This window comes from Halobacillus yeomjeoni (assembly GCF_020171525.1).
Lineage (GTDB): Bacteria > Bacillota > Bacilli > Bacillales > Halobacillaceae > Halobacillus > Halobacillus yeomjeoni.
The window spans coordinates 198,841-216,262 of the sequence record NZ_JAIVAI010000001.1 but is presented as its reverse complement, the minus strand read 5'-3'; the positions used below and the strand labels follow the sequence as shown (position 1 = coordinate 216,262).

The following is a 17,422-nucleotide window of genomic DNA, read 5'->3' as shown; positions in this document are numbered from 1 at the left end:
ATTTTCCTTTCATTCTTAAAACTTGTTGACGGTTCAGACGATCAGCATGGCATCTCCGAAACTGAAGAACCTGTACCTTTCTTCTACTGCTTGATGATACGCTTCTAAAATAAAGTCGCGACCAGCAAAAGCACTGACAAGCATGATCAGTGTAGACTTAGGAAGGTGGAAATTCGTAATCAATCCATCAATCGCCTTCAATTGCTGAGGAGGGTAAATGAAAATATCCGTCCACCCGCTGGCCTCAGTGAATGTTCCATAGTCACGAATAATCGTTTCAAGCGTACGCGTGGATGTCGTACCGACTGAAATGATCCGTCCACCGTTTTCTCTTATCCGGTTCAACTGATCTGCCGTCTCCTTAGAGACTTGATAAAATTCTGCATGCATGTCGTGTTCTTCGATGTTGTCTACACTGACAGGCCGGAATGTCCCAAGACCGACATGCAAAGTCAGATAAGCGATTTCTACTCCATAGGCTTGCAGATCCTCTAAAAGCTCATTAGTGAAGTGCAAACCAGCTGTCGGAGCAGCAGCGGATCCTTCTTCTTTTGCGTAAACGGTTTGATAGCGTTCACGATCGGGCAGCTGCTCTTTAATATATGGAGGAAGCGGCATTTCTCCTAATGACTCCAGTACTTCAAGGAAGATTCCTTCGTATGAAAAACGGACTTTCCTCCCTCCATGGTCCTGGAGTTCTGTACATTCAGCGACAAGCTGTCCGTCACCGAATACGATTTTTGTACCGACTTTCACTTTTTTAGCAGGCTTTACTAGTACTTCCCATTCATCATTTTCAGTTTGATGGAGAAGTAACACTTCAACCTTGCCGCCGGTGCCTTCCTTCGCCCCATAAAGACGGGCAGGCAGCACACGTGTATCATTCAATACTAAGCAGTCCCCCGGATTCAAAAACTGTTTTATATCCGAAAACTGTTTATGTTCAATTGCTTTCTCTTCACGATTCAGTACCATCATCCTTGAAGAAGCACGATCCTGAAGTGGTACTTGTGCGATGAGCTCTTCAGGCAGCTCAAAATCATATTGCTTGATATCCATGAAAAATCCCCTATTCTTCCTTAGCGTATTTTTCCGATAAAATAAAAAATCAATGATAAGACAATGCTGACGACTATGGAAGTCATTACAGGAAAATAAAAGGTGACATTGCCTTTCTTAAAGCTCAAGTCCCCTGGAAGCTTCCCAAACAGACTCCACAATAGTCCGATTACGATAAACACAATCCCTATTACAATAAAGATTTTGCCGAACCCCGTCAAGAGCCTGGCACCTCCCTGTTAAAATGCGTATATGCTTTCGGAGTGACCACCCTGCCTCGTGGAGTGCGTTGAATGAAACCGATTTGTAATAGAAATGGCTCATAAACATCCTCAATGGTCTGCGACTCTTCACCGATTGTCGCTGAAATGGTATCCAGACCCACAGGACCGCCCTGGAATCCGTCCATGATTCCTTTCAGAAGCTTGTGATCGATGAAATCGAGACCCTCTGCATCCACCTGAAGCATTTCAAGAGCATGCTGAGTCGTTTCTTTAGAGACCACATCTTCCCCCTTCACCTGCGCAATATCTCTTACTCTTTTCAGCAGACGATTAGCAATTCTCGGGGTTCCTCTTGAGCGGCGGGCCACTTCTACAGCAGCATCTTTATCAATATCCACTCCAAAAATTTCAGCTGTCCGCTCAACGATGGAGCGGAGCGCGTTCGTATCGTAATAATCCAAACGGCAATGGACACCGAATCGATCCCGTAATGGCGCTGAAAGCAATCCAGCTCTGGTCGTTGCTCCAACCAGGGTAAAGGGTGGAAGATCCAGACGGACTGAACGGGCACTTGGACCATTACCTACCACAATATCGAGGCAGAAGTCTTCCATCGCAGGGTAAAGAACTTCCTCCACTGAGCGAGGGAGCCGATGGATTTCATCAATGAATAAAACATCCCCAGGCTCAAGCGACGATAAAATAGCTGCCAAATCACCTGCCCTCTCTATGGCAGGCCCAGCGGTCGTACGAAATTGAACGCCCATCTCATTAGCTATGATCGAAGCTAACGTCGTTTTCCCTAAACCTGGAGGGCCATAAAGGAGAGCATGGTCCAGCGGTTCATCTCTCATCTTTGCAGCCTCTATAAAGATACGGAGATTGTTTTTCGTCAGATCTTGACCTATATACTGGTTTAACGTCTCCGGCCGCAAACTCAGTTCAATTTCTTGATCTGTTTCTTGCAGATCGCCGGAAATCATCCGTTCATCCATTTCTACTCCTCCTTATGAGATTAAGTCTTCATCAACAACTGAAGACCTTGTCTTACATAATCATCAACTGAGCCTTGTTTCCCTTTTTCTAACTCAGCACGGACCATTTTAACTTCTTTGTCCGTATACCCCAGAGCTTTCAAAGCCTCGATCGCATCATCCATGCGGGCCCGTTTCTCCTTGGACGTCAAATCCTCCTGATAGAAAATTGTATCTTCATTCTGTTCATCCGGCAGCCAGACAACGAGCTTTCCTTTCAAGTCAAGAATCATCTGACGTGCTGTTTTCTTTCCGACCCCGGGGAATTTAGTCAAATATTTGTCGTCTTCCTGCTCAATAGCCGACACGAATTCCGGGACACTCACTGTTCCTAAGATGGCAAGTGCACCTTTTGGTCCTATTCCTGAGACGTTCAACAATTGTGAAAACAGCTGTTTGTCTTCTTTCTTTTTAAAACCATATAAATTCTGTGAATCTTCACGTATATAATGGTATGTATGAACTCGAACTTCTTTATTTAAATCCTCTTGAAAATGGTATGGATTCGCACATAGGATCTCGTAACCGATCCCACCTGTTTCTATGACGACTGAACTTTCTTCCACTGTCGTCAAAAGTCCTTTTACATAAGTAATCATTTAAAGAATCCCTCTCTAATCCTTATTTCTAGCACTCTTTATTGTAACACACAAGCACATGTTCGCCTATGCAGAACCTGCCTCGCTTTTCATACATGGAAGAAGCTTAACGAGAGGAACCGGGCACCATTATTACTGACCGCTTACAGTTCAAACAAGAAAACAGCCACTTGGAGAGTGGCTGTATATCAAACTTCCTTATCTTCGGAATATAACTTCAATACTTGTTCAAAGTGTTGGTAATCCTTTATCTTAATACCATTCTCCAATTCAATTTTCCGCTTCGACTCTAATGCTTTTACAGGAATCGGCTGAAAAGCTTCAATGACGTTCCCTTCTTGCGGGTCCCCGTTATAGACAGCTAATTCGCCATTTTCATTTAATCCGAAATAGCCTTGTTTCTTCGTGAGAGGTGAGATATCTTCCACTTCTTTTTGGAAAACAATTTCATCAAGATCCTGAGATTCTACGGACCATCCTTCATATGCCACCCAAAAGTCCATCATCGACCAGATCGTCTCTTCTTTTTTCACCGTTTCTATAACGCCGTCCATATAGTATTTTTTCAACTGAATCGTGAGTTGTAGAGGCTCGGGCCTTACAAGCGTAGGCTGAACGACTTCGTTTGATTTAGCCCCAACCGTTCTCTGTAACGGTGAATCTGACGCTGAAAGTCCAGGCTTCTCATTGAATGATAAGGTCTGCCAACCAGTAAATACGAATACTATTGTAACAACCCAAACCCATCGTTTCATTGTTCCTTCCCCCTAACTAAAAATAACTTCTGTTCCTAGTGTGTCCAGGAACAGAAGTTATTATTATAGAAAGAGAGAAAGTTAAGATAGCTTCTCCAATACTTCTTCATCAGCATCCAAGTTGTGATACACTTCTTGAACATCATCGTTATCCTCAAGCATGTCGATGAGCTTGAGCATTTTCTCTACTCCTTCTTCATCGAGAGAAGTATAGGTTTCAGGAATCATAGTAACCTCACTCGTTTCAAAAGCATACCCGCTTTCTTCTAGTGATGCTTTCACTTCTGAGAAGGAATCCGGTTCTGTATATATTTCAAACTGCTCTTCACTGGTTTCCATCTCATCTGCACCCGCTTCGATCACTTCAAGCATCAATTCTTCTTCATCCGCTTCTGTAGATGAACGATCGATCACCAGGTATCCCTGGCGGTTGAACATAAATGATACACAGCCATTTTCACCTAAATTTCCATCATTCTTATTGAAAGCGTGACGAACATCTGCGGCCGTTCGATTTTTGTTATCTGTCAACACTTTGACCATGACAGCAACTCCGCCTGGTCCATAACCCTCATACGTATATTCTTCATAATTGACGCCTTCAAGATCACCGGTAGCTTTTTTGACAGCACGATCAATATTATCATTGGGCATGTTATTCGATTTCGCTTTATCAATCGCTAACCGAAGATTAGGATTCATATCCGGGTCCCCACCGCCCTGTTTGGCAGCCATGAAAATTTCCCGGGCAAGTTTCATGAAAAGCTTGCCTCTTTTTGCGTCTTGAGCGCCTTTTCGTCTTTTAATATTACTCCATTTTGAATGACCAGCCATGGACATTCTCCTCTCCAAAGCAAATCTTTTCCTTAACAAATATACCATAGATGAATCTTCTGGTGAAGGAGGATCCCCTCCACAAAAAAACGCCTCTGACCATTGGTCTGAAGCGTTTTTTTATAAGATATGAACAGATGTGTAAACATATGAGCTGATCAATCAGTTTTTCAATTAGAAGCTCCTTGATTGAAAAATTCACGGATACGATTTTTCACTTTTTCAGGAGCTTGAGATGCTTTTAATCGTGCATTCAAATCCTTCATATTATCCCAGTTGTTATTATTGGTCCAAATGATGACCTTCTTATCTGTCAATTCCTCAACCTTGGATTGAATTTTGCCTGGTATGGAGTGATTTCTTCGGTCATATGGGTTGATCATGACAGCTACATAAACTTTATCTTCAGTCGTGAAAACCTGACTCATGGTGACTTCTTTTAATTCATTGATATTATCAAGAATCGCCATGGCATCTTCATTGTTGAAATCATTGTCATGCGACCGGTTCGTTTTATTGTACTTAGCATTACGGTTTTCTTCTTCAGCTGTCCGCTTGAAATAGCTGTCTTTGCCAGTTGGAATCTTCCCTCTTCTCTCAATCGCTTCCCCTTCTGTGTATTCCAGGGGTTGATAAAAAGTCACGTTTTCTTCTTTATTTTCAGCTTCTTCTTGATTTCCCTGATTACACGCAGTCAAAAACAAAGCAGGTATAGTAAGACAAAGTAAAAGTTTCCACATAAAAAACATTCTCCTTTTACCCTTACTATGGTTCAAGGAGAATGTTTTAGTCTGTTAATATTACCCAATCTATTGTGGAGGGGAAGGAGGCAGTTGACGTTTATGAGCCGAACGCTTATGCAAAGCTTCGATAATCTCCTTATCCTCAGTAGGAATTTCTTCTCCTTTGAGGTAACGGTCGATCATGGCATAACTCGTTCCCATTTCATTTTCGTCTGTTTGACCTTCCCATAGACCTGCACTTGGCTGTTTATGAATGACTTCATCAGGCACCCCAAGGTATTCAGCCATCTCACGGACTTCACCTTTAGTCATGTGAACGAGCGGGACTAAATCCACGCCACCGTCACCGAACTTTGTGAAGTAGCCTGTAAACCATTCGGCGGCGTTATCCGTACCGACAACCAAATATTTATGGTTCGTGGCAATCGTGTAAAGTGTGCTCATTCTTAAACGTGCACGTAAGTTTGCGTCTGCAAGTTTGGTCTGTTCTTCATTGATTGAATTCTGCTGTTTTAGTTGTTCTTGAATCGTTTGGAACATGGTTTGATGTGTTTCGGTTAAATCCACTGTCAACGAGTCGATGCCACACGCTTCAATAACTTTTTGAGCATGTTCTTGATCGCTGGATTGGCTTTTACAAGGCATAATGACACCCAGAGAATGGTCTGGACATGCCTTTTTAATCAAATTGGCTACGACAGCCGAGTCAATTCCACCGCTGACACCTACCAGCAACCCGTCAACATTCGCTTGTTCCACTTGATCCTGTAACCAGGAAACGATTTTATTCACTTCTTGTTCCAACGGATTGTTCATCCTTTCACAGATAAGATACTTTATCTTAGCATATTTTCTGTAAAACGGACAAACTTCTGTCTGCCGGCCCATGACTTTTCTGTTCTTCTTAAATAGTAGGCAAATGTCCCTTCTCCTCGAAGACATCTCCGGTACCCATAAAGCCATTCACGTAAAATGTCTGCAGGAACCAGCAAACCTTTCAGCCATATTTTCCGCTCCTCTACGTACTTGAAACCTTTGAATAAATCATCAGGGCGATGTTCTACATGTGGAAGAAACCGCTGCCCCATCTGAATATCATCATATAGGTGAGGACCTCGATGAAGCAGGTCAAAGTCGATCAGTTTGATCCTCCCACTATCATCAATGAGAAAGTTATGGTGGGCAACATCTCCGTGCAGCCACTCTTTTTGTTCCCACGCCTTTTCTTCTACTTCACCCCAGGGATGACGAGAAAAAGATTCCAATCTTTTTTTCATAAAAGTATCCAGTTCCTTATAGAGACGATACTTCCCATAATCAACAAAAACATCCCTGGTCGCAGAAAACTGCTCTAATCGTTTTTCCCATTTTATATATAATGGGTCTTTCGGTACTGAGAGAACATCAATCCCCTTCGTTTGATCATGGAATTCCTTCAACACCTGTATGGCTGATTGACGGTCATTTTTATTTTCAAACCGACCATGCCTGCCATCCACCCATTCGAACAACCCCCACTCGCACCCGAGCTTGCTTTTCGTATAAATATTTTCTTTAAAAGGCAATGGCTGCGCTGCAATAGTGCCCGCATTCTCCCAGCTTTTAAAAAATTCAATTTGGTGGAGGAGAATCTGGCTTCTCGTGTAACCCTTCAATATTTTCGGCATACCATCGACATTCACCTTATAGACTCTCGGTTTGATTTTATGATCTAGAAGGATAGGGAGTTTTTCATCATATTTTAACCATTGAAAAAGGCGATCCGTATATGAATCGCCCTCCCTGTAATTAGCTCTCATCTACTTCATCGTCCCTGCATTCCTGGCCATACCCTTTGCCCATCGGATACTGATTGGATGGGTAACCTCCCATCTGTTGAGGACCACAGCAACCTCCATACCCCATCGGCTGACCACCATGATATGGATATCCACCAACCATAGGATGCTGCATTCCACCATAGTGGTGGTGATAAGGATGGTGATGAGGTGCATAACCATGATGTGGATATCCGCCATAACCCATCATCGGTCCATACCCTTGAGGACCCATACCTCCGTGACCATCACCCCCGTGATGCATACCTTCCATGGAAGATGAGTCACTTTCATCCTGCATTCCCGCTACAGCTTGAGGAGACATCGGCATTTCATTGCAATGCTGCATAGGCATTTGAGCAGGCATCATCACCGGGTAAGGCGGACAGCAATAATAGTCGGTGTTGATCAGCTGAGGCTGTTGGTTCATTGCCGTAGATGGATACTGTCCCATTGGATACCCTCCACCTGGCTGCTGGCCCATCGGGTATCCTCCGCCTGGCTGCTGGCCCATTGGATACCCTCCACCTTGGTAAGGTCCCTGTTGATATTGATCCGATTTCACAGCGGATTCGTCTCCGGAATCTTCCGAGGCATCCTCTTTTTCATGTTGAGCTTTAGGCATAGGCATTTGCGGTAAATGGAAGGTCGTATAATAGTTTTGCATGTGCTGGTCGATGTTCGGCATTTGGAAAGGCATCTGCATCTGCCCAGGCTGCATTGGCATCATAGGCTTATCCATAGCCCCTTTAGTGACAGGTTGTTTCTCATCTTCTTCAATAGCTGGAATCGGTTTTGGTGAAGTATCTTGATAAGGGACATTCGAAGGCTTTTTCTGTTTCGGCATCTCTTTTTTCTGTGTTGTTTTTGGAGCTTCTTTTTTGACCGGCTTTTTCCCTTGCGGTACCTTGATTTTCATTCCCGGCATAATCATATCAGGGTTGGAAAGCTGAGTATTCATCGCCTTCAACTCTTCAAAATCTACCCCGTATTTTTTCGCAATTTTCCACAGTGTATCGTCCTTTTGCACAATGTGAATTCTCACTATGGCAACTCCCTTCCTGTGAATCTCAGAATAAAAAGACAATAATAGCTTCATAACAATCTATGCAGGAAGGGAGACAAATTTGATGATTTTGCCTATAATTCTTTTCAAAAAATATAAACAAACCCCCGAAAACGCTGATATCAAAAGGTTTCCGGGGGTTTGTTTATATTTTCCGAGCAGGTGACGGAACTTCAATTTGATAACTTGGATAAGTTCCGATCACTTTCAATTGACAGCCCAGTGCTTGTAATTCAGCTTGAACACCAGGGAACAATACTTGATCATAAGGTTGATCTACGTCTATTAAGAAGAAATAATTTCCTAGACCTGTTTTCAATGGCCTGGATTCAATCTTCGACAAGTTCATCTTCCGCCATGCAAAAGCAGCTAATACTTGGTGGAGGGCACCTACGTAATCTTTAGGTAACGTGACCATCACTGTAGTTTTATGCTTACTCACAGGATGATCCTTCACCTTCAATGTTTTCGGGGTTTTCTGAACAACAGCGAAGCGGGTATGGTTATTATCATAGTCATGGATATTTTCCTCAACTATCTTCAACCCATACTCTTCTGCAGCGAGTGCGTTGCAGATGGCTGCTGTCCCTTTTCCATCCTCACCGACGATTTCAGCCGCTCTCCCTGTCGATGCGGTATATTCCAGCTTGGCATCGGGGAAGTTCTTATGCAGATACTGATGACATTGAGCGATGGCATGACTATGAGAATAGATTTTTCTCACCTGCTCATCCGCATGATCCGGATGTATACATAAATGCTGTTTGATAGGTACGGTCATCTCAGCAATGATTGATTGATTTACCTGATGAACCAGATAATCGATCGTCAAGTGGACAGAACCTTCAATTGCATTTTCCAAGGGAACGACGCCTGTATCGATTTCCCCTTGTTCTACAGCATCCAAACAAGCCGGGATGCTTTCATAGCTGATGAACGATCCCCCATCGAATAAAGAATCTACAGCCATTTTAGTGAATGTTCCTCTCGGGCCTAAATAACCTATTTTTTGTCCTGTCATGGTTTCCCCTCCCGTCAAGCTCCAGTACTCAAGATCTCTACACGATCCACAAAATCAAGTTTGTGCAGCATTTGTAGTAGTTGTTCAATTGTAAAGACCATTCCGGTGGTATTTAAGGATAGTGTGACATTCGCTTTCCCTTGTAAAGGAATGGTTTGGTGAATCGTCAATACGTTACAGCCTGACTGGGCGACGGTCTGCAATAAGTTCGATAGCGTACCAGTCCGGTCTTCCAGGTGAAAGAACAGTGTGATCATTTGTTCTTTCACCATTGCTTGAAACGGAAAGACCGCATCACGATATTTATAGAACGCACTTCGTGACAAGCCTACTTGTTGAACGGCTTCAAAAATGGATTCCACTTTACCTCTTTCGAGAAGAGCTTTAGCTTCAATTGTCTTTTTCATCGCTTCTGGGAGGATATCACTACGGACTAAATAATATTTCTCGTTATAATCCGCCATCTTATTCTCTCCCCTTCTTTAATCTACAAATTCAAACTCATAATCCATAAGCCTTACTGTGTCTCCATCTTTTGCTCCGCGTTTTCTCAACGCTTCGTCTACCCCCATACTACGCATCTGTCGGGCGAATCGATTGATGGATTGATCTCTGGAAAAATCAGTTCTCTTGAACAAGGACTCGATTTTTTCACCGTATAGTACATAGGCTCCATCATCAGCACGAGTAATCTTAAATGGTGCCTCTTCTTTTTCGAACTTGTATACGACTCTTTCATCAACTTCTTCTACTTCTTCTTCTTGTTTAGGAATTTGGTCCAATTTATCGGCTACGGCGTAAAGAAGTTCATCAATGCCTTCTCTTGTTACTGTTGAAATCGGATAGACCTCCACGTCTTCGCCCACTTGTTCTTTGAACATTTCCAAGTGTGCTTGTGAATCGGGCATATCCATCTTATTCGCAACAATAATTTGTGGACGGTTCTGTAAACGTTCGTCATAAGATGACAGTTCATTATTGATCGTTACATAATCCTCATATGGGTCACGTCCTTCTAAACCTGACATGTCAATGACATGTAATAACAGACGTGTACGTTCAACGTGTCGCAAGAATTGATGTCCGAGACCGACTCCCTCATGGGCACCCTCGATAAGACCTGGCAAATCGGCCATTACAAAACTTCGGTGATCCTGACTTTCAACTACTCCTAAGTTCGGGGACAGTGTAGTAAAATGATAGTCGGCAATTTTCGGTTTGGCAGCTGTTACAACGGATAAGAATGTAGACTTCCCTACACTAGGAAACCCTACCAGGCCTACATCTGCCAAAAGCTTCAATTCAACGACTACGTCAATTTCTTCTCCCGGCTCACCATTTTCAGCGATTTCAGGAGCGGGGTTCCTCGCAGTGGCAAACCTTGCATTCCCTCGGCCTCCGCGGCCTCCTTTAGCAATGACTGCCCGTTGTTTGTGTTCAGTCAAATCCGCGATGACTTTACCAGTCTCAGCGTCTTTGACCGTCGTCCCTGGAGGAACACTGACGACTAATGGCTGAGAATTTTTACCATGCTGCTTCTGATTCATGCCATTTTCGCCCCGTTTAGCTTTGAAGTGGTGCTGGTATCGGAAGTCCATCAACGTGTTTAAACCTTCATCAACTTCGAAGATGACGTCACCACCATCTCCTCCATCACCACCGGCAGGTCCTCCCATCGGGACATACTTTTCTCGGCGGTAAGCGACTAAACCATTTCCTCCGTCGCCACCCTTAACAAAAACTTTTACCTGATCGACAAACATGCTCTTCACCTCTTTATTCAATCATCATTTCAATTGAAAGTTCTTCATTTTCAAAAACTGTCGCAATAAACCCTTCTTCATTCAAGCGCTGCTTAAGTCCCTCTGCATCTTTAAAGAATCCGTTCCACTCCCAACTCAAACTTAACGTTTGAGATTCATACCCTTGATAAATGTGAACAGACCCTTCGTAGAGGGCTTCCTCCGTGATGTGTAAACTCATCAAATCGATCATCCGCCTGCCATAAGCCGTCAGCGTTTCGTCATGACGGGATAAATCAATATCTTCATGGATCGAATACTTAACCCTGAATTGATCGTGTTTCCAGTTGAAAGTGATCAACCAGAGTGAAAAATCGTGGGAATGGCTGTTCAACAATCTTCTTTCCTGCTCTGATTCTTCTCTTAATTGATCGATTTGATCCATTAAACGGTCTTGTCTGCCTAAGGTGGCATACCCATGGATCAATTGAATTTGATTCATCCAGTCATGACGCTTATGTCTTAGTAGCGAAATCATCTCTTTTTCACTCAATCGATTCAACTCCCTCGTTCACCCATAATACTAAAAAGTATAGCAGAGATGTAGAGGAAACTAAATGTTTACATTGCTGATGGATTAACTACTATTCATTCTTCGTTAAAAAGCGCTCTTTATCACTCAATAAATATCAGTTATTGCACAAAAAAGCCACGCTTATGCGAAAGGCATAGCGCGGCTTCTTCTTTCACGTATGAAACCATACTGAAAATATTCGTTTACGCTTCCTGTGCTACAGGATAAACGCTAACTTTTTTGCGGTTGCGTCCGTAACGTTCGAATTTAACGACACCGTCAACCTTAGCGAACAATGTGTCGTCGCCACCACGGCCAACGTTTGCGCCTGGGTAAACCTTGGTACCGCGTTGACGGTAAAGGATTGAACCGGCAGTCGCTTGTTGTCCATCAGCACGCTTAGCTCCAAGACGCTTAGACTCAGAGTCACGGCCGTTCTTTGTACTACCTACACCCTTTTTCTGGGCGAAAAACTGCAAATCAAGACGTAGCATGAGTCTCCACCTCCTTATCGGTGTGAAATTTTTATATATTGGTTATACTCATGTTCAATCGTTTCCATCGATACCAACATGCCTTCAAGTAAGGTTTGAGCTTTAGAGAATTTCTCTTCACTCAAGTTTTCAGGCAAGGTGATCTTCAAATAACCACCTTCTCCTCCTTGTTCCACATGAGGTTCGAATTCACAAAGTTTTTCAATGGCATTGACTGTACCGAATGATACAGCTGAAACTGCAGCACATACCAAGTCTTGTCCATACGGACCACTCTCAGCATGACCTGAGATTTCAAAGCCACTCAAAGTATTTTGTGATCGAAACATTTTAAGATTGATCATCGGAATGACCCTTACGCGTTGATGTCTTCAACGACTAGCTTCGTGTAAGGCTGACGATGACCTTGCTTACGCTTGTAGTTCTTCTTCGGCTTGTATTTGAAGACAGTCAATTTCTTCTGGCGACCTTGTTTTTCAACTTTAGCCGTTACAGAAGCACCATCAACGTATGGAGCGCCCACTTTCGTGTCGTCACCACCGACGAAAAGAACTTTGTCAAACGTTACAGTTTCACCAGCTTCTGCGCTGACTTTCTCAACGTAGATTTCCTGGCCTTTTTCAACTTTAACTTGCTTACCACCAGTTTCAATAATAGCGTACATACTTGCACCTCCTCGATTTACTCAGACTCGCCATTCAGGTACCGGAATCGGTTTAAAACCTGTTCTGTGCGGTTGTAGCATCGGAGTGCTACTAGAATAACAAAACAATGTTACCACAGATCAAAACAAGTTGTCAACATGGTATCCACGACGTTCAATCGCTTCATGCACCATGTCTTCGGACCCTTCAAGCTCAATTTGGAAGGCTGGGATGGAATCATCCTGCCTAACAAACAGCTCCTGTGGAATTTTACTAGAAATTCGTTCAGAAAGCAATCGTTTTTTTAAATCATAAATGTCCGGATTTACTGCAACCAGGATCGCTTCCGCATTATTCCGGTTCTTAGATAACAATTCCCGCTCCAATTGATAGACATGAGATTGCACGTTGAACTCAAGTTTCCGCTCCTTGGCTAAATAGCGGGACGGTTCTGTCCATTCCCTTTTCCTCGTCATTTCTAAAATACCAAGACGGGTCATGCCTAAAACTTTGGATTTCACCGGATCATTTTTCATGAGTTTCCTCATATATTGGACAAGTCTTTCTTGAGATCTTTTATCATTCATACTTATGAAGTCGATCAGGATCATTCCTGACAGGTTCCTCAATCGAATCTGTTTTTGAACAGCTTCAGCTGCACGGCAGTTTATTTCGTAAGCTTGCTGATGGGATAGTGTTTTCCCTTTGTATTTGTAACTATTCACATCAATGATTGTCATGGCCTCGGTGCGGTCGATTACGAGTTGTGCGCCGCCTTCCACCTCAATGATAGGGTGAATCAGCTCTTTTTGGAGTCCATTGATATTTACACGAGGATTTTTTTCCCATACAACTCGTTCAGAGAGCGCAGGAAACGTTTCTTTAATATACCGACTCGTTTCAACTTCATCTACAATGATAGAAGTAATGGATTCCAGAGGATACTTTCTTATCAGTTGATCGGGAATGATCCGGTCTTCCCAAATGATTTTTGGCCTGCCGTTTCTATTTCCCTCAAACATCTGTTTCCATCGCTGCCTCAAATGAGCGATTTCTTCAGCTAATTCATCCATTGAAACAATGGCAGCACTCGTTCTTACAATACACCCATCCTCATCTTCAAGGTGCCTCTGCAGCATGTCACGATATTCTTCTGCACGTGCATCTTCAATTCTTTTTGATACAGACACCCGCTTCCCGAAAGGTTGATAAACGGCAAAGGAACCAGGCAGTGTGAGGTCAGCAGTCACTTGAGGGCCTTTGTTACCTAAAGGTTCTTTGACGACCTGCAAAAAAATAGATTCTCCTTCTTTAACCGATTGCTGGATGCCACCTTCAGACCAAGGAATCGACTCGTTACGAAGGAACGCTGCCTGATCAAGTCCGATATCTATAAACGCAGCTTGGAGCCCGCGATCGACGTTGGTCACTTTTCCTAAAAAAATAGAACCCGTGAGAATAGAATCTCCGGGTCGCTCCATGACATATTCACGTATCTCGCCTTCTTCCATTACAATCCCGGAATGTTCCGTTGTATTTGTATGTATTGAAATTTCTCTCATCGTATCCCTCATCATCCTATGATTTCAGGAACATCTCTCACTTTTAAATCTGCCTTCTTACTATCAAAGAAAGCTCGGAGACATTCTTGTTCATTTACTATATAAAAAGATGGGGATTGTTTCAATACATATAAATGACACCTGTTGCTCCTGATTTTTTTCAACACATCCCTGACGAGCGTCTTGTCATCCACCTTCATATAAATTGGTGGAAGACGTTCCCGCTCACTGGACGTGCAGTACATCCAATACCTCATCAATGTAAAAGACCTTCTTCTCCACTCCAGAATATTTTCTACAATTAAAAATGAAGCGAGCAATAATGCAGCAAGCGTCCATCTGCCTTCGACAGCAAGCCAGAGTGAACAACCACTCAAAATCAAAATAGAACAAACCAACGTCGCATACAGACTCTTTCTAAAGGAAAGAAATTGATTCACGGCATAAAACAACAACTTTCCACCATCAAGCGGCCATATAGGAAGAAGATTAAAAATGAGGATGACTTTATTATATAAATGTGCAAGACCAATCAAAGAGTGAGGGCCGATCCACATTTCCAGGAGCAAAAGGATGCAGAAAATCCAGACGTGTTGAACCGGCCCTGCCAATACGACATGGACTTGCTCCTTGAAAGGACGTGTGTTGTGCTCTTCACTGACCACCGCACCACCAAAGAGCCACAACTCTATTCTCGATACCCGCCATTTATAGCGACGAGCTGTTAAAAAGTGCCCTAATTCATGAATCGTAACGATTGTAATCAATATAACGAACTGAAAGAAGGCTCCGGTTATAAAAGCTGAGAAAGCCAATAAAAAGAAGAGGGGGTGGATGTGTATGAATTGATTCAGCTTAAGAGCTTTCATCCACTTTGATGACCTCTACAGGATCTAAATATTTCTTATCTTTTTCAATAGCAAAGAAGAACTCAGCAGCCTTCCCCTCTTCGGATTGTACAGCCCCCAAATCGGCTTGAGCTTGTACATGCTCGTACAAATGAACATCAATCGTGGATAAGAACCCATAAATACTCTTACTTCCGTCATCATGCTGCAAAATGACCGTGCGCTTCGTTTCCCCATCCTTCCCTGCAAAAATAACGATTCCTTCCTTAACAGCTTTCACCTGAGTATTATGTGCTGTAGACATGACAATTCCCTTTCCATCATTCTGGAAGGAAGTCGTGACCGTGCCATTCACCGGCATCGCTAAATTCTCTTTCGCTTCGCGATCATTCGGCTGCACGACTTGCAGGGGATCTCCGAAACGCTCATTGTACCATGCAGAAACTTTTGCGAACGGAAACTCTTCTTCCATCTGGCTGGTGAGCCATTGTTCAGGCTTATCCAGAAAACTGAATGGAGCGTTTTTTCCGATAGCTACAGTGGCAAAAAGTAAAGCGGATAGGACCAGCTGCAGGCCTAAACGGCTTGTCCGTTCTATTTGAGTTTTGTTATCAAGCTTTTTTGACATTCCCTGAATGAGAGGCGGATAGCCATGCATTTCCTCATCCTGGGGCGGGAGGAAGACTGGAGTTTGAGCAGACCCCGGCTGTTGAACTTTCCTCTTTTTACGCTCCGCAATATTCTTTCTTACATGGCGGATATCTTTTTTCACAAAAAATCCCCTCTCTTTCCCACCTTTTTCTATCATTCTATGGATTTCAAAGTTGGGATATGTGTAAAACATAAAGGAGAGGACATATAAAAAAAACCTGCTGTTTACAACAGCAGGTCATGTAAGGATGATCATGTTCTCATGCCGAAGAAACGTTTCACTTTGGCGAGAACCCCATCATCTTCATCTAATTTTTGAAGAGGGACAGCTTCCCCTAAAATACGTCTCGCAATGTTTCTGTAGGCAATGGATGCTTTCGAATTAGGTTTCATGGCTACCGGCTCTCCACTGTTCGCTCCCTTTATGACGGCGTCGTCGTCAATGACTATGCCGATAAGATCGATGGATAACACGGAAACGATCTCGTCCACATCCAACATTTCACCACTTTTTATCATATGGTTTCTGATACGGTTGATTACAAGCTTGGGAGATTCGATTTCCTCCTGCTCCAATAGACCGATGATGCGGTCAGCATCTCTGACACTGGATTTTTCAGGTGTCGTAACGACTATCGCTTTATCTGCACCCGCAACCGCATTTTTGTATCCCTGTTCAATTCCGGCAGGGCAGTCAATGACAATATAATCGTAATCTTGCTTCAACTCATCAACAATCGCTTTAATTCCTTCAGGGGTAACCTCTGACTTGTCAGAGGTTTGGGCAGCAGGCAACAGGTGAAGACAATCGAAACGCTTGTCTGTAATCAAGGCTTGCTTTGTTTTACACCGCCCCTTTACGACATCCACAATGTCATAAATGATCCGATTTTCAAGCCCCATCACAACATCCAAGTTTCGGAGACCGATATCTGTGTCGATTAAACAGACCTTCTTATTTTGCAAGGCCAAAGCGGTCCCCAGGTTGGCAGTTGTCGTTGTTTTTCCAACCCCTCCCTTTCCGGAAGTTATTACAATCGCTTCACCCATTTGACATTCTCCTTTCAAAACTTGCGAGATCCGGTCTCTTTTTCACAATTTCCTGTAATCGATCAATCAATATATTTTCCTGTGATACTTCGACGTAGGCACACTCCATGTAAACACCTTCAGCTCCGGCATCAGGTGAACGACTGACATGCTCACCAATACGCAGTTGAGTAGGCTGCATGTAAGAAGCAGCTACTACGGCTTGCGTATCCCCGTCATTCCCTGCATGAGCTACACCTCTAAGTTTTCCCATTACGAATACATTCCCACTAGCTACGACTTGTCCTCCAGGGTTTACATCACCAATCACTAATAAATCACCACGAACTTTGATGACTTGACCGGAACGGACTGTCTTTACTATTGGAGTGATAGCAGTATTTTCTTTCCATTCCAAAGCTTCCTGCCTCGTAATGACGTTTGATTCAATATGATCGACAACTAATTGCTGTTTATCACGAATGACAGCAATCAACTGTTCTTTTTGTTCTTCGGTCAAATAACGATTGCCCAGCTGGATTGTTACACGAATCATGGGCTGGTCTTCTTCCGCCACCCCGTTAATCGATAATTTGTGCTCTAATTCTTTTAATATGGAAGGAAACGAGCATTGGTCATCCAAATGCAATGTCAATCCATCCCGCGTCCCTTTTATCATGATCTTTTGAATATTCGTCATCACAAGAAAGTCACCTCAACCTTAGA

General features: G+C 43.2%; 22 protein-coding genes and 1 other annotated feature. All 22 genes read right to left on the bottom strand.

Annotated features, from left to right (window positions below):
* Positions 1–33: 33 nt before the first annotated feature.
* Positions 34–1,059 carry a tRNA preQ1(34) S-adenosylmethionine ribosyltransferase-isomerase QueA gene (gene queA, locus LCL89_RS01055; protein WP_224807225.1) on the bottom strand — a complete coding sequence of 342 codons (1,026 nt, stop codon included), beginning with the start codon at positions 1,057–1,059 and terminating at the stop codon, positions 34–36.
* 20 nt (positions 1,060–1,079) lie between these two features.
* A complete protein-coding gene (locus LCL89_RS01050; RefSeq protein ID WP_197316569.1) occupies positions 1,080–1,280 on the bottom strand; it encodes a DUF2905 domain-containing protein in 201 nt (66 codons plus the stop codon).
* Positions 1,277–2,278 carry a Holliday junction branch migration DNA helicase RuvB gene (ruvB, locus tag LCL89_RS01045; protein WP_224807224.1) on the bottom strand — a complete coding sequence of 334 codons (1,002 nt, stop codon included), beginning with the start codon at positions 2,276–2,278 and terminating at the stop codon, positions 1,277–1,279. The genes LCL89_RS01050 and ruvB overlap by 4 nt, the downstream gene beginning before the upstream one ends.
* A gap of 20 nt (positions 2,279–2,298) precedes the next feature.
* On the bottom strand, positions 2,299–2,916 hold the full coding sequence (gene ruvA / locus LCL89_RS01040) for a Holliday junction branch migration protein RuvA (RefSeq protein ID WP_197316571.1): 618 nt from the start codon (positions 2,914–2,916) through the stop codon (positions 2,299–2,301).
* Between the two features lie 188 nt (positions 2,917–3,104).
* Entirely contained in the window at positions 3,105–3,671 is a 567-nt protein-coding gene (locus tag LCL89_RS01035) for a BofC C-terminal domain-containing protein (protein ID WP_224807223.1), read from the bottom strand.
* A gap of 81 nt (positions 3,672–3,752) precedes the next feature.
* Positions 3,753–4,505: a YebC/PmpR family DNA-binding transcriptional regulator gene (locus LCL89_RS01030; RefSeq protein ID WP_224807222.1), complete on the bottom strand. Its 753-nt coding sequence runs from the start codon at positions 4,503–4,505 to the stop codon at positions 3,753–3,755.
* 170 nt (positions 4,506–4,675) lie between these two features.
* Positions 4,676–5,245, bottom strand: coding sequence for a YhcN/YlaJ family sporulation lipoprotein (locus LCL89_RS01025; RefSeq protein WP_224807221.1), 570 nt, complete (start codon positions 5,243–5,245; stop codon positions 4,676–4,678).
* Between the two features lie 69 nt (positions 5,246–5,314).
* Positions 5,315–6,052, bottom strand: a complete 738-nt coding sequence (gene nadE / locus LCL89_RS01020) for an NAD(+) synthase (protein WP_224809514.1) — start codon at positions 6,050–6,052, stop codon at positions 5,315–5,317.
* Between the two features lie 32 nt (positions 6,053–6,084).
* Positions 6,085–7,047 (bottom strand): phosphotransferase, encoded by a 963-nt coding sequence (locus LCL89_RS01015; RefSeq protein WP_224807220.1) that lies wholly within the window; start codon positions 7,045–7,047, stop codon positions 6,085–6,087.
* A complete protein-coding gene (gene safA / locus LCL89_RS16810; protein WP_318245592.1) occupies positions 7,037–8,110 on the bottom strand; it encodes a SafA/ExsA family spore coat assembly protein in 1,074 nt (357 codons plus the stop codon). Before safA ends, LCL89_RS01015 begins: the two co-directional genes overlap by 11 nt.
* 166 nt (positions 8,111–8,276) lie before the next feature.
* Positions 8,277–9,152 carry a prephenate dehydratase gene (pheA, locus tag LCL89_RS01005; protein ID WP_224807219.1) on the bottom strand — a complete coding sequence of 292 codons (876 nt, stop codon included), beginning with the start codon at positions 9,150–9,152 and terminating at the stop codon, positions 8,277–8,279.
* Positions 9,153–9,166: 14 nt separating this feature from the next.
* Positions 9,167–9,616 carry an ACT domain-containing protein gene (locus LCL89_RS01000; protein ID WP_197316579.1) on the bottom strand — a complete coding sequence of 150 codons (450 nt, stop codon included), beginning with the start codon at positions 9,614–9,616 and terminating at the stop codon, positions 9,167–9,169.
* Between the two features lie 18 nt (positions 9,617–9,634).
* Positions 9,635–10,915, bottom strand: a complete 1,281-nt coding sequence (obgE, locus tag LCL89_RS00995) for a GTPase ObgE (protein WP_224807218.1) — start codon at positions 10,913–10,915, stop codon at positions 9,635–9,637.
* A gap of 13 nt (positions 10,916–10,928) precedes the next feature.
* Positions 10,929–11,447 (bottom strand): Spo0B domain-containing protein, encoded by a 519-nt coding sequence (locus LCL89_RS00990; protein ID WP_224807216.1) that lies wholly within the window; start codon positions 11,445–11,447, stop codon positions 10,929–10,931.
* A 224-nt stretch (positions 11,448–11,671) separates the two neighbouring features.
* A complete protein-coding gene (gene rpmA, locus LCL89_RS00985) occupies positions 11,672–11,962 on the bottom strand; it encodes a 50S ribosomal protein L27 (protein WP_035509352.1) in 291 nt (96 codons plus the stop codon).
* Positions 11,963–11,976: 14 nt separating this feature from the next.
* Positions 11,977–12,306: a ribosomal-processing cysteine protease Prp gene (locus LCL89_RS00980; RefSeq protein ID WP_224807215.1), complete on the bottom strand. Its 330-nt coding sequence runs from the start codon at positions 12,304–12,306 to the stop codon at positions 11,977–11,979.
* A gap of 11 nt (positions 12,307–12,317) precedes the next feature.
* Positions 12,318–12,626, bottom strand: coding sequence for a 50S ribosomal protein L21 (gene rplU / locus LCL89_RS00975; RefSeq protein ID WP_197316583.1), 309 nt, complete (start codon positions 12,624–12,626; stop codon positions 12,318–12,320).
* Positions 12,627–12,639: 13 nt separating this feature from the next.
* Positions 12,640–12,710, bottom strand: a sequence feature (ribosomal protein L21 leader region).
* Between the two features lie 36 nt (positions 12,711–12,746).
* Complete coding sequence (locus LCL89_RS00970) at positions 12,747–14,168, bottom strand: ribonuclease E/G (RefSeq protein ID WP_224807214.1); 1,422 nt, start codon at positions 14,166–14,168, stop codon at positions 12,747–12,749.
* 11 nt (positions 14,169–14,179) lie between these two features.
* Positions 14,180–15,037 (bottom strand): site-2 protease family protein, encoded by an 858-nt coding sequence (locus tag LCL89_RS00965; protein ID WP_224807212.1) that lies wholly within the window; start codon positions 15,035–15,037, stop codon positions 14,180–14,182.
* Complete coding sequence (locus LCL89_RS00960; RefSeq protein ID WP_224807210.1) at positions 15,024–15,788, bottom strand: peptidoglycan DD-metalloendopeptidase family protein; 765 nt, start codon at positions 15,786–15,788, stop codon at positions 15,024–15,026. Before LCL89_RS00960 ends, LCL89_RS00965 begins: the two co-directional genes overlap by 14 nt.
* A 131-nt stretch (positions 15,789–15,919) precedes the next feature.
* On the bottom strand, positions 15,920–16,717 hold the full coding sequence (minD, locus tag LCL89_RS00955) for a septum site-determining protein MinD (RefSeq protein ID WP_197316587.1): 798 nt from the start codon (positions 16,715–16,717) through the stop codon (positions 15,920–15,922).
* Positions 16,710–17,396, bottom strand: coding sequence for a septum site-determining protein MinC (gene minC / locus LCL89_RS00950; RefSeq protein WP_224809512.1), 687 nt, complete (start codon positions 17,394–17,396; stop codon positions 16,710–16,712). Before minC ends, minD begins: the two co-directional genes overlap by 8 nt.
* Between the last annotated feature and the right edge of the window lie 26 nt (positions 17,397–17,422).